Below are 12,519 nucleotides of genomic sequence, written 5' to 3' on the forward strand. Positions count from 1 at the left end.
CTCATGCTGCTCCGGCCGGCCTCTCCGATCAATCCGCCATTTGCGTCGGGCGCCCATCCGTGCTGATGGCCCTGGGATGCGTGTGGACCTGTTCGATTTCGAGTTGCCGGAGGCTGCGATCGCCCTGCGGCCGGCGAGCCCGCGCGACGCGAGCCGCCTTCTCGTGGTGCGCCCCGGCGACCCCTTGGCGGATCGCGGAATGCGCGATCTGCCCGCCCTCCTGAACCCCGGCGACGCCCTCGTCTTCAACGACACGCGGGTGATCCCCGCGCGGCTCTCCGGCATCCGTCACCGGGCCGGCGGCTCGGGACAACGTTGCGAAGCGATGCTACACTTGCGCGAGGCGCCCGACCGATGGCGCGCCTTCGCCCGCCCGGCCAAGCGCCTCGCTCCCGGCGACCGCATCCGCTTCGGCAGCGAGGGCGCCAGCCCAAGTGCCAGCGAAGTCTGTGCCCTGTCGGGACTCGACGCCACGGTGGAGGAGCGGGGGGAGGGCGGCGAGATCCTGCTGCGCTTCGACCTGTCCGGGCCGGCGCTCGACGCGGCCATTGCCGGGCTCGGCGCCCTGCCGCTGCCCCCCTACATCGCGGGCAAGCGCGCCACCGACGCCCAGGACACGACCGACTACCAGACCGTCTATGCCCGCGAGCCCGGCGCGGTCGCCGCCCCCACCGCCGGCCTGCATTTCTCGGACGCGCTGCTCGCCGGGATCGATGCGGCGGGGATCGAGCGGGTCCACGTCACCCTGCATGTCGGGGCCGGCACCTTCCTCCCCGTGAAGGCGGACGACACCGACGCCCATCGGATGCACGCCGAGATCGGCATCCTCGATGCCGCCGCCGCCGCGCGGCTCAACGCCGTGCGGGCGAGGGGCAATCGCGTCGTCGCCGTCGGCACCACCGCCCTGCGTCTGCTGGAGAGCGCGGCCGACCCGGACGGCACGATCCGCCCGTTCTCAGGGGCCACCGACATCTTCATCACGCCGGGCTACCGCTTCCGCGCGGTCGACGCCCTTGTGACGAACTTCCACCTGCCGCGCTCGACCCTGTTCATGCTGGTCTCGGCCTTTGCCGGCCTCGACGCCATGCGCGCGGCCTATGCCCACGCGATCCAATCCGGCTATCGCTTCTACTCCTACGGCGATGCCAGCCTGCTGTTTCCTGAGGGTGCCCCGGTTTCGGAGTCCATCACATGAGTAGCCGGCGCCCGCCGCTCCGGGTCGACGTCGCCCGCACCGTCGATCGCTTCCTCGGCCTGATGGCGAGCGAGGGCGGCCCGAAACTGCGAGGCCTCTATCTCGTCGGCTCGGTGGCGCTCGGTGATTTCCGGCCGGGCCGCAGCAACATCGATTTCGTCGCCCTCCTCGAGGGCCCTCTCGGCGGGGCGGAGACGGACGCGCTGGCGCGGGTCCACGCCGCCCTGGCGCGGGCCGGCGGCCCGCATTTCGACGGGTTCTACTTGGCCGTCGAGGCCCTGCGGCACCCGCCGGAGCCCGGCGCCGTCGTCCCCTTCAGCGTGGACGGGCAGCTTCGCAGCGGCGAGCCCTGCCACGCGGTGAATCCGGCCGCCTGGCGGTGCCTTGCCCGTTCCAGCCGTCCGATCCTCGGGGCGACGCCGGCCGCGCTGAACATCGCCGACGACGACGCGACGCTGCACGCCTACGGCCTCGCCCACCTCGAGGCCCATTGGCGCCCCTGGCTTGAGCACCACGAGACGGCGCTGGCCGGCAAGGCGCCCGACGACGCATGCGATGCGGGGGCCCTGGAATGGGGCGTGCTGGGGGTGGGCCGCATCATCGAGACCCTCGCCAGCGGCCGGATCGTCTCGAAGACCGAGGCCGGACGCCGCCTGACGGTCCTGCTTCCGAAGGCCTGCCACGAAGCGGTCGAGGACGCCCTCGCGGCCCGTTTCGGCGACTTGGAAGCGGTGTCGCAGGCGACGATGCGCGCCGGCCTCGATGCGATGCGTTTCCTGATCGACGCCGCGCCGGGCTATCACGCCCGCCCCGAGCCTCCCACATCCCCGGACCGATGACCGAACCGCTCGATCCCCCGACCGACTTCTCCTTCACGGTCTCCGCCACCGACGGACAGGCCCGCACCGGCCATATCGCCATGCCGCGCGGAAAAATCCGCACGCCGGCTTTCATGCCGGTGGGCACGGCCGCGACCGTCAAGGCGATGTATCCGGAGCAGGTGCGCGATCTGGGCGCCGACGTGGTGCTCGGCAACACCTACCACCTGATGCTGCGCCCCGGCGCCGAGCGCATGGCGCGGCTTGGCGGCCTCCACCGCTTCATGCGCTGGGACGGGCCGATCCTCACCGATTCCGGTGGCTTCCAGGTGATGTCGCTCTCCGCGCTGCGAAAGATCGACGAGGCCGGCGTCACCTTCCGCTCCCATATCGACGGCACCGCCCACCGGATGAGCCCGGAGCGCTCCATCGAGATCCAGGGCCTGCTCGGCTCCGACATCCAGATGCAGCTCGACGAATGCGTGCGCCTGCCGGCCGAGCGGCTGGAGATCGAGAAGGCGATGCACCTCTCCCTGCGCTGGGCCGAGCGCTGCCGCGTCGCCTTCGGCGAGCAGCCGGGCAAGGCACTGTTCGGCATCGTCCAGGGTGGCGACGTGCCCGAATTCCGCGTCGAGAGCGCGCGGGTGCTGACCGAACTCGACCTCAAGGGCTACGCCATCGGCGGCCTCGCGGTCGGCGAGCCGCAGGCCGTCATGCTGGCGATGATCGAGACGGTCGAGCCGCATCTGCCGGCCGGCAAACCGCGCTACCTCATGGGCGTCGGCACCCCCGACGACCTGATGCAGTCGGTGATGCGCGGCATCGACATGTTCGATTGCGTGATGCCGACCCGCGCCGGACGCCACGGCCTCGCCTATACCCGGCACGGCCGGATCAACCTGCGCAACGCCCGGCACGCCGAGGACACGCGGCCGCTGGACGAGGCCTCGGACTGCCCGGCGGCGCGGGACTATTCGCGCGCCTATCTCCACCACCTCGTCCGTTCCGACGAGATCCTGGGGATGATGCTGCTGACCTGGAACAACCTCGCCTACTATCAGGCGCTGATGGCCGGCATGCGCGCGGCGATTGCGGCCGGGCGGCTCGCGGATTTCGTGGCCGAGACCAAGGACGGCTGGGCGCGGGCAGAGGCCGCCGCGAAGGCGTGACGGCCCGCCGGCCTGAGCCGGCTTCAGCGCAGATCGGCGCGCTTCTGGGCCTTGTTGTAGCTGGTGATGGCCGCCTGGCAGCCCGGCGAGAGCTTGGCCTTGTTCTGCTTGAAGCAGGCACGCACCTCGGTGCTGTCCGGCGCGAACTCGCCGCAATAGCTCAGGTAATCCCCGGTGCAGTGCTGCCGCAGGGCGTCGCGGTCCCCCGCCGGTGCCGCCGCCGGGCCGGCCAGAGCCGCGCTCGTGGTGATCATCAGGGCGATGGCTGTGCGTACGATCATGGGACTCTCTGCAACTCCGATTTCACGGCCCCGTCCGCCCCCGCTTTCGGAGCAGGCGCGGCGGGTGAGACCCGACATGGCCGGGCCGCGGGGTGTAGAGACTGCCGATCGGGCGAGAGTGCGGCCGGCTCGTGGCAGGCCAAGCCACACGGACCAAGCCACTCATGCGCCACGGAGAACCCCACGTTCCGGGGCGCGGTTCATCGAATTTTCGGCCTAAGGCGCGTGCGCCAGAACCCGGTAGGTGCCCTCAGAATCGTCGCGCCCGCTCGCCTGCGCCGCCTTTAGACCGGCCACGATCCGGCCGGCGATCGGCAGCCGGTAATGCAGCGGATCCCAGTAATTCGTGTCCTGCGTCGTGATCGGCGACGGGATGCGGAAATCGACCACCGTCGCCCCATGGGCCGCAGAGATCCGCGTCACCTGCGCCTTGCAGGCGGCCTCCCGCGCCGCGGCGGGTGAGCCGGGCGCGCCCTGCTGCGAGATGTGGACGGGCGGGAAGACCAGAAGCGTCCGGGTTTCGGGCGGGGCCTGCGCCAGGAGCGCGTCGAGCCAGCCGAGCGCCGGCATCGCCGCCTCGGCGGGCGTCGGCCGGTAGCCCGGCGCGGCCTCGGCGGCGGCCTGGATCGCCCCTGCGCTGCGGATATGCGCCTGCGCGCGGGCCGCGTCGTAAAGCGCCTCGGGCGGGGTGAAGACCGCGTAGCCGTTCTCGGCCAACCGCGCGCGCACGAGCCCGAGCCGGTACAGCGCGGCCTCGAATGCGGTGCCGAGGCTCTGCCAATTCACCTGCCGCAGCGCATCCCACAGGGTGATGCGTCCGTAGAGCCAGGCGGGAAAGGCGCGGAAGGTCAGGCGGCGCTCGGCCGCATCCGGCTCGCACCATGTCGGGTCGATGCCGAACAGCAGCGTTTTCGGCCGCTCGTGGCGCAGGTAGAGCCGGGCCAATTCGCTCTGCTCGTAGGGGGTCGCCGCATTCATCGACAGATTGGCGAAGCGGCCCCCGAAGGCGCGGCCGAGATCCGCCGGATCGAGCAGGCGCAGGGTCGAGGTGCCGAACACCGCGGCATCGTAGGCGCCGCTGCGCGCGATCTGCGGGTACATGAAGCGCTGGTTGCCATCCATCAGCGGCCCCTGCGCCCGCCCCGGCCCGGCCCGCAACCCGTAGGGGTCGAGGGCGGCCACGAAGCCGATGCAGACGGCGCCGAGAACGGCCGCCACACTCAGGAACAGCAGGACGAAGCGCCGCCATTCCGGCGGCGCACCCGCCGGGTTCGCTCTCGTCATCGGGTTTCGTATCGACTCAGCGGTTGGCACCATGCGGAAGCCGTGTTGACCCTCCCGGCTCGACCCCCTATTGCGAGCCCCACGCCCCGAGCGCAACCGGCCCGCCCCCCGGCGGCCCCGCGCGAACCGGGTGCGAGCGCGTAGCTCAGTTGGTAGAGCAACGGACTTTTAATCTGTAGGTCCTGGGTTCGAGTCCCAGCGCGCTCACCATTATTTTCTATTGTCTATCAGTGACTTGCTGAGATCAGCCGGCGTCTGCGCAAATTTGGCTCTTTTTCTACGCACATGTCGCTTGCCCACGTTCGCGTCGCTAATGCCATAAGCAGTGCCGCAGCGAGCCAGTGCTCACCTCGTATGGCTCACCTCGGCCTAGAATGCCTTGAGCTGTCAGGCTAACGACCAGTCGCGCCACCATCATGTAACTGGCCCTCATATCACGACCTAGAGATGTGAATGGGGACGGCTGCGAATCACCCTTGAAGCACCTCCTCCGAAGAGCCTACCAATCTGCCCGAACCGAGTTGAAAAACCGAAACTGGGGCGGGAAATGCCAACTCTAACGACCGATCTTATCGGGCGCGTGAGGCGATTGTCGTTGAAGCCATCCGCAACCTCTGCGTTGATGCCGTTATTTGAAGCTGTATCAAATGGTCTTCATGCCATTGACGACCTGCATCGCGACAAAGCGCGTGAGCAGGGCAAAATCATAATTGAAGTTTTTCGAGCAGATCCCAAAAAACCTAGTTCCGACGTCATCGGGTTTGCCGTCACAGACAACGGCATTGGTCTTAATGACGACAATTATGCTTCTTTCTTGAAGCCAGACTCTCAGCATAAATTTCAACGTGGTGGCAAGGGAGTTGGCCGGCTAGGCTGGCTCAAGGTTTTCCGCGACATCCGCGTCGACAGTACGTACGTAGATAAAGATGGAAAGGCGGCTATCCGCTCGTTCGATTTTGTATTGAGGGAAGACGAGCAAGTTTTGCTACACTCTAATGTCGTTCCGTCACAGACAGGGCCGGGCACCCGAGTATCTTTGAAGACCTACGACACTGCTTACGGCTCAAAATGCCCCGTCGACCCAGCAACATTGCGGCAGAAAGTTATCGGCCACTTTATGCAGCTTTTAGCGGCAGAGTTGGCTCCGTCGATCACATTGAATGACGGAATTGAAACTACCGATATCAAGTTGGCATTTAAGGATCTGGTGAAAAATACTGCCGAGCAAAATGTCAACGTATCTCTTAGCGATGGTGTCAACGTCAATTTATCCATCCGCCATATTAGAGCTTCAAAAGCTATTCGACCCGACACAAACAAAAAAGCATATAATTGGCTTTTTCTAGCAGCAAATGATCGCGCAGTCGAAGAAACTGTTATTGATGACGCAATTGGGCTTAAAGCCCTTGATGGCGATGATGTTTATATTGGCTGTGTCTCGGGCGAACATTTGGATGCCCACGTAAATCAAGAACGCACAGGTTTCAGTTTTGACGCGACGGAAAGTCGCGAAATCAGGCGCGCTCTACAAGCTTCTGTAATGGGGTACCTAGACTCATACGTCGGGCGTCTAAAAGAGCGCAAGCGCAAGCTCGTGCAACAGGTAATTGAGGAGTATCCTCAGTTTTTATACTTGCAAGGCGAGATGGAAAATTTCGTAAGCAAGTTAGCACCAGGCGCAACTTCCAGAGAAGCCGTCTTCGTTGAGATGTGCCGGCACCGTTTCCGCCGCAACAATCAAGAGCACCACAATATTGAGGAAGTGGTGAAAGCCGGAACAAAACTCACAGACGAGCTCAAAAGAAAAGCCGAAAAATATAGAAAATTTGTACAAGATCAACAGCGCGGAGTACTCGCTGAATACGTATTGATGAGAAAAAGTGTTATCGATATTTTGGATCGTTATGCGGAATATCAAGACGGTACCTCGAAACATCACCTTGAAGAAGCAGTCCATAAGTTAATAGTTCCTATGCGAACGGATTCCGCAGCGCTAGACATAGGTGACCACAACCTCTGGCTCATAGATGACCGATTAGCCTTCTTTGCGCATTTTGCCTCAGACCGCCCGCTCAAGACCTATACGGACAACCCTTCACTAGATCGCCCTGACATTGCGTTCTTCTACGACACCTGTTTTGCTTGGCGGGAACAAGAGGCAGCAAACACGGTAGTGCTAGTCGAGTTCAAGCGTCCGTCCAGAGACAATTACGACGGCGAAGACAATCCGGTCAAACAAGTAATCGGCTACATTAAGAAATTCAAAACATCAACATCTTTAAAAGATACAAAGGGAAGACAATTATCGCCGAATCTTAAGAATGCTGCATTTCATTGCTATGTCGTAGCGGATATTACCGACTCGCTCCGCGAGGCTATCGAAGGATATCGCTTCCATGAGACACCGGACGGGCAAGGCTTGATCGGATACCTAAACAACCCAGATGCGGTAGTAGAAATTATATCATACCCAAAGCTTTTAGCAGATGCAAAAATGCGCAATAGTATCTTCTTTCAAAAACTCGGCATTACCAACGTTGACCCTTCGTCAGACTACAGCAAGGATTCATCTATCGCGATAGAAGACGTACTAGCAGAAAGCGACGCCGTAGCTCCGAAGCATTTGACTCAAGACTCTGTTAAATTGGAAGGCTCCACCGAGTCCACATTCACAGAACAAGCAGAAACTAATATATAGCCCACAATGCAGTCGACATAAAACTCTATTAGAAATTATGGCGTGCTGTCGCTTTCAGAGCGTTGATCGTTAGCGACCGGGCAGCCATCCCGGCGCGAACGATACGCGAGACCCCCATGGACACCCCACCGGCTCCCACGCTGCACGCCCTCCGCCGCGGCGACCTCGCCGGGGCCAAAGTACTACGCCTGAGCGGAACACTAAAAGAAGTCCCGCCCGAAATTTTCGGCCTCGCCGACACCCTGGAGCTGCTGGATCTCAGCGATTGCGGCCTCACCGCACTCCCGGATGACATCGGCCGGCTCAAGCGGCTGCGCGTCCTGTTCTGCTCGGGCAATCGCTTCGAACGGCTGCCGCCCGCCCTCGGGGATTGTCCGGCGCTGAGCCAGATCGGGTTCCGCGCCACCGGCTTGCGCGAGGTGCCGGGCGAGGCGCTGCCGCCGGCCCTGCGCTGGCTCACGCTGACCGACAACCGAATCGCGCATCTGCCCGACGCCCTCGGCCGGCGCCCGCACCTGCAGAAGCTGATGCTGGCGGGAAACCGGCTGGAGGCGCTGCCACCCTCGCTCGAAGGCGCACCAAGCCTCGAATTGCTGCGCCTCTCCGCCAACCGCTTCGCGGCATTGCCCGCTTGGCTGACGGCTTTGCCGCGGCTCGCCTGGATCGCCTGGGCCGGCAACCCCCTCGACGGCGAGCCGGTGCCGGCCCGCGTGCCGCAGGTGCCCTGGGACGCGCTCGCGCTCGGCCCCTGCCTCGGCGAGGGCGCCTCGGGGCGGATTCACCGGGCTTTGTGGCGGCGGCCGGACGGGGAGGCGGCGGTCGCGGTCAAGCTGTTCAAGGGCCGCATGACCAGCGACGGGCTGCCCGAGCAGGAGATGGCGGCCTGCCTCGCCGCCGGCCGGCATCCCCACCTCACCGGCGCGCTCGGGCGGATCGAGGGGCATCCGGACGGGGTGCAGGGGCTCTTGATGCCGCTGATCCCGGAGGGCTGGCGGGTTCTGGCCGGATCGCCGAGCCTGGAGAGTTGCAGCCGCGACGTCTACGCGCCGGACTTCGCCCTGCCGCCGGAGACGGCTCTGCGCATCGCGGCCGGCGTGGCGCGGGCGGCGGCCCATCTTCACGGCTGCGGTGTGCTCCACGGCGACCTCTACGGCCACAACACCCTGTGGGACGGGGGCGCGGGCGAGGCGGTGCTCAGCGATTTCGGGGCCGCCTCCGTGCTGCCGCGCGGCGAGGCCGGCGCCTCCTGGCAGCGCGTCGAGACCCGCGCCTGGGGCATCCTGCTCGGCGAATTGCTCGACCATTGCGCGACCGAACCCGCCGGCATCGCGGATTGGCGCGCGCTGGCGCAGGCCTGCCGGGGGGCCGATGCGCGGGCGCTCCCGTCGATGGCGGAGGTTGTGCGCACCATATCCCCGCTTCTGTCGCGGGATCGTCACGCGGATGCGTGATCCATCACGGGTTCAGCCGCGTTGTGCCAGTCCCGTACGATGCGGCAGGATGTAGGCTCGCATCCGCCACAACCCTCACGAGGAGCAGGACGAAACCGCATGAGCGACCCGCGCGAGATCGAGCTGAAGCTGGAATGCGAGCCCTCCGACCTCGCCGTCCTGCAGGATCATCCGCTCCTGCGTGAGGCGTCGGTGCAGGGGGAAGCGGAGCTCGCCTCCGTCTACTTCGACACGCCGGACCGGCAGTTGCATGCGGCCGGCCTCGGCCTACGGGTGCGCGAGAGCAAGGGCCGCTTCGTCCAGACTCTCAAGGCCGAGGGCGACGGCCTGTTCGACCGGCCGGAATGGGAGCAGCCGGTCGAGCGCTCCGAGCCGGACCGGGCGGCGCTCGCCGACACGCCCTTCGCGCGCCGCGTCGCGGCCGACGCCGTGCTCGAACCGCTCTTCACCACCCGCATCACCCGGCGGACCTATCTCGTCGAGCAGGGCGATTCCCGCATTGAGGTCGCCCTCGACCTCGGCCGGATCGAGGCGCCCGCCGCCGGCGACCGGATCGTGTCGATCTGCGAGATCGAACTCGAATTGAAGGAGGGGATCGCGAGCGACGTGTTCGCGCTCGCCTACGCCATCGCCGCCCTCGTGCCCGTGCGGCTCGGCGTGCGCAGCAAGGCCGAGCGCGGCTACGCGCTGGCCGCCGGCAAGCTCGACCGGGTGCGCAAGTCGGAGCCCGTGCCGCTGCGCGACGATATGAGCGCAGCGGAGGCGTTCCGCGCCGTGGCGCATGCCTGCCTGCGCCATATGCGCATCAACGAGGACATCCTCCTCAAAGGTCGCGACGCCGATGCGCTGCACCAGATGCGCGTCGCGATCCGGCGCCTGCGCTCGGCCTTCTCGCTGTTCGGCGACCTCGTGGACGACCCGCTCGGCGTCCGCATCCGCGCGGAGCTGAAGGCGGCGACCGAGCCGCTGGGCCGGGCACGCAACCTCGATGTCTTCCTCGCCACCATCCTGCCGGCCGAGCGCGAGCGGCATCCCGACGAGGTCGGACTGCTCGGCCTTGAGCGGCAGCTCGAAGACGAGCGCGCGAAGGCCTATCGCGACATCGCCACGCTGCTGCGCTCCGATGCCTGGCGGATGCTGCTGCTCGACCTCATCGGCTGGATCAATGCCGGCCCCTGGCTGCGGGACGAGAGCCCCGGCCGCGTCTCCCTGCGCGAGGAGCCGGCCCGCGTCTTCGCCGCCCGCGAACTCGACCGGCGGCGGCGGCAGGTGAAGCGGCGCGGGCGCCATCTCGACGACCTCGACCCCGAGGAGCGCCACCGGGTGCGCATCGCCGCCAAGAAGCTGCGCTACGGTGCGGAATTCTTCGCGCCCCTGTTCCCCGGCAAGAAGGCGGGCAAGCGCCACGGCGCCTTCGGCAAGGCGCTTTCTGACCTGCAGGACCATCTCGGCGCGCTCAACGACATCGCCACCGGCCACGACTTGATGCGGGACCTGACGGTCGAGCCGGCCGGCGCCACGACCCTGTTCGCCGCCGGGATGACGGCGGCCGACATCGAGACGCACAGCCGCAAGCTCCTGGAAGCGGCGGCCGAGGCGCACGAGGATCTCGTCGACACCAAGCCATTCTGGCGTTGAGGTTACCCCGAGCCGCGAGAGGGCGTTGCGCGGGAGACGATAGCGCGCAACCTGTGAGTACCGTAAGGCGGAGCGGTAGAAGGGGGCGGGAAACAATCCCGCCGCCAGGGTCCTTTTGTCCCGATGCGTTTCGAGGTCGAGCGGAAATTCCTCGTGGCCGATGACGGCTGGAAGGCGGGCGTCGTCCGCCGGCACCGGCTCACCGACGGGCTGATCGGGCAGTTCGACACCGGCAAGGTGCGGGTTCGGCTCGACGAGGACCGGGCCTGGCTCACCATCAAGGGCGCGCGGGTCGGCCTCGGCCGGCCGGAATTCGAGTACGAGATTCCGCGGGCGGACGCGGAAGCGATGATGCGCCTCGTCTGCGACACCTGTTTCATCGAGAAAACGCGCCACTGCGTGCCGCATGCCGGGCTCGTCTGGGAGGTCGATGTCTATGGTGGGACGCTGGCCGGGATGATCCTGGCCGAGGTGGAGCTAGAGGACGAGGCCCAGGCTTTCGAGCGTCCGGCCTGGCTCGGCCGCGAGGTGACCGGAGACCCGCGCTTCCGCCAATCGGCACTGCTGCGCCGCTTCGAGGAGGCCGGGCGCGTCGTTACCCTGGACGAGGTGCTGGCCGCCCCGCTGTGAGGGCCGAGCTCAGCGCGTGGTCGGCATCGCCACAGCCGCGGCCACGCGGCGCAGCTTGTCCGGGTTGCGGGTGATGTAGATGCCCGCGATCCGCCCGTCGCGGATCTCAAATGCCGTCACTTGGAGGACGCCGCCGCGTTCCAGGCTGACGAAGCCCGGCAGGCCGTCCACCCGCACGGCGCGGAGGAGGGTGGCGGGCGACCCGGCATATTTCCGGGCAAGCCCCGAGAACAGCCGCAGGACGCGATCGATTCCGAGGATCGGGTTGAGGACGGCGATGACCTTGCCGCCACCGTCCGCCCGCATCGTCACGGTCTCGGAGAGCAGGCCGCGCAGGGCGGCGACGTCGCCGCTGCGCGAGGCGTCGAAGAAGGCGCGCGCGATCCGCTCGCCCTCCTCGGGCGGAAGAGGGTAGCGCGGGCCCTCGGCGCGGACATGCCGGCGCGCCCGCACGGCGAGCTGACGCACCGCCGGAGCCGTCCGCCCCAGCGTCGCCGCCACTTCGTCGAGGGGCACGCCGAACACGTCGTGCAGGAGGAAGGCCGCCCGCTCCAGGGGTGAGAGACGCTCCAGCGCCATCATCAGCGTGAGGGTGAGGCCGTCTCCGTCTATCGTCTCCTGCGTGTCGAGAGAGGGTTCCGGCAGCCACGGCCCGACATAGACCTCCCGGCGGGTGCGGGCCGATTTCATCGTGTCGAGGCAGAGCCGCGTGACGATGCGCGACAGGAAGGCCCCCGGCACAGTGACGGCGGCGCGGTCCGCCGCCTGCCAGCGCAGCCACGCGCTCTGAACCACATCCTCCGCCTCGGCGAAGGAGCCGAGCATCCGGTAGGCAAGGCGCATCAGTCGCGCCCGCTCCGCCTCGAACGGATCGGACGCCTCAGGCCGCATCACGGGACGGGTCGGGATGGTGGACGCCGCGCAGGCCGACCTGCAACCGGTTCCACAGGTTGATCGCGCCGATCTGGAGCGTGAGCTGCACCTGTTCGGCCTCCGTGAAGGACGCCCGCAGGTCGGCATAGAGCGCGTCGGGCGCACCCACCTCGGACAGGCGGGTCAGCGCCTCGGCCCAGGCCAAAGCGGCGCGCTCGCGCGGGCTGTAGAGGGCCGCCTCTCGCCATGCGTTGAGCAGAACGATCCGCATCTCGCTCTCGCCATGCCGGCGGGCCTCGGTGGTGTGCAGGCCGATGCAGTAGGCGCAGCCGTTGATCTGCGAGGCGCGCAGCTTCACGAGATCGATCAGACGCCGCTCCAGGCCGCCGGTCCGCAGGCTCGTCTCCACCGCCAGCATCGCCTTGATGGCGGCGGGTGCGTGATCGTAGGGGTTTTCGACGCGTGGCGTCATAGGCTTCTTC

11 protein-coding genes and 1 tRNA gene are annotated in these 12,519 nt (G+C 66.5%); 8 read left to right on the forward strand and 4 right to left on the reverse strand.

Annotation, left to right across the window (positions count from 1 at the left end; genetic code table 11):
- The first annotated feature begins 76 nt into the window (after positions 1–76).
- From queA to tgt, 3 genes are read left to right on the forward strand one after another with little or no spacing between them, the layout of a single operon-like run.
- Positions 77–1,195, forward strand: a complete 1,119-nt coding sequence (gene queA, locus Y590_RS14410) for a tRNA preQ1(34) S-adenosylmethionine ribosyltransferase-isomerase QueA (protein ID WP_060770456.1) — start codon at positions 77–79, stop codon at positions 1,193–1,195.
- Entirely contained in the window at positions 1,192–2,034 is an 843-nt protein-coding gene (locus Y590_RS14415; RefSeq protein WP_060770457.1) for an aminoglycoside adenylyltransferase domain-containing protein, read from the forward strand. The genes queA and Y590_RS14415 overlap by 4 nt, the downstream gene beginning before the upstream one ends.
- On the forward strand, positions 2,031–3,182 hold the full coding sequence (gene tgt / locus Y590_RS14420; RefSeq protein WP_060770458.1) for a tRNA guanosine(34) transglycosylase Tgt: 1,152 nt from the start codon (positions 2,031–2,033) through the stop codon (positions 3,180–3,182). Before Y590_RS14415 ends, tgt begins: the two co-directional genes overlap by 4 nt.
- Before the next feature lie 23 nt (positions 3,183–3,205).
- Here tgt and Y590_RS14425 read toward each other — a convergent pair whose 3' ends face one another.
- A complete protein-coding gene (locus Y590_RS14425; RefSeq protein ID WP_060770459.1) occupies positions 3,206–3,463 on the reverse strand; it encodes a hypothetical protein in 258 nt (85 codons plus the stop codon).
- A gap of 216 nt (positions 3,464–3,679) precedes the next feature.
- Complete coding sequence (locus Y590_RS14430) at positions 3,680–4,747, reverse strand: hypothetical protein (protein WP_060770460.1); 1,068 nt, start codon at positions 4,745–4,747, stop codon at positions 3,680–3,682.
- Positions 4,748–4,881: 134 nt separating this feature from the next.
- On the opposite strand from Y590_RS14430, the gene Y590_RS14435 reads away from it, so the two are divergent.
- The 5 genes from Y590_RS14435 to Y590_RS14460 all read left to right on the forward strand — a co-directional run bounded on the left by Y590_RS14435 (position 4,882) and on the right by Y590_RS14460 (position 11,164).
- A tRNA-Lys gene (locus tag Y590_RS14435) sits at positions 4,882–4,957 on the forward strand.
- 385 nt (positions 4,958–5,342) lie between these two features.
- Positions 5,343–7,445, forward strand: coding sequence for a sensor histidine kinase (locus Y590_RS26470; RefSeq protein ID WP_144439978.1), 2,103 nt, complete (start codon positions 5,343–5,345; stop codon positions 7,443–7,445).
- A 116-nt stretch (positions 7,446–7,561) separates the two neighbouring features.
- On the forward strand, positions 7,562–8,896 hold the full coding sequence (locus tag Y590_RS14450; protein ID WP_060770463.1) for a leucine-rich repeat-containing protein kinase family protein: 1,335 nt from the start codon (positions 7,562–7,564) through the stop codon (positions 8,894–8,896).
- Positions 8,897–8,995: 99 nt separating this feature from the next.
- Entirely contained in the window at positions 8,996–10,534 is a 1,539-nt protein-coding gene (locus Y590_RS14455; RefSeq protein ID WP_060770464.1) for a CYTH and CHAD domain-containing protein, read from the forward strand.
- 123 nt (positions 10,535–10,657) lie between these two features.
- Complete coding sequence (locus Y590_RS14460; protein WP_060770465.1) at positions 10,658–11,164, forward strand: CYTH domain-containing protein; 507 nt, start codon at positions 10,658–10,660, stop codon at positions 11,162–11,164.
- Positions 11,165–11,173: 9 nt separating this feature from the next.
- On the opposite strand, the gene Y590_RS14465 is transcribed toward Y590_RS14460, so the two are convergent.
- A complete protein-coding gene (locus tag Y590_RS14465; protein WP_060770466.1) occupies positions 11,174–12,055 on the reverse strand; it encodes a sigma-70 family RNA polymerase sigma factor in 882 nt (293 codons plus the stop codon).
- Entirely contained in the window at positions 12,045–12,509 is a 465-nt protein-coding gene (locus Y590_RS14470) for a carboxymuconolactone decarboxylase family protein (protein WP_060770467.1), read from the reverse strand. Before Y590_RS14470 ends, Y590_RS14465 begins: the two co-directional genes overlap by 11 nt.
- Positions 12,510–12,519 lie beyond the last annotated feature (10 nt).

This window comes from Methylobacterium sp. AMS5 (genome assembly GCF_001542815.1).
In the GTDB taxonomy this organism is placed as follows: Bacteria; Pseudomonadota; Alphaproteobacteria; order Rhizobiales; family Beijerinckiaceae; genus Methylobacterium.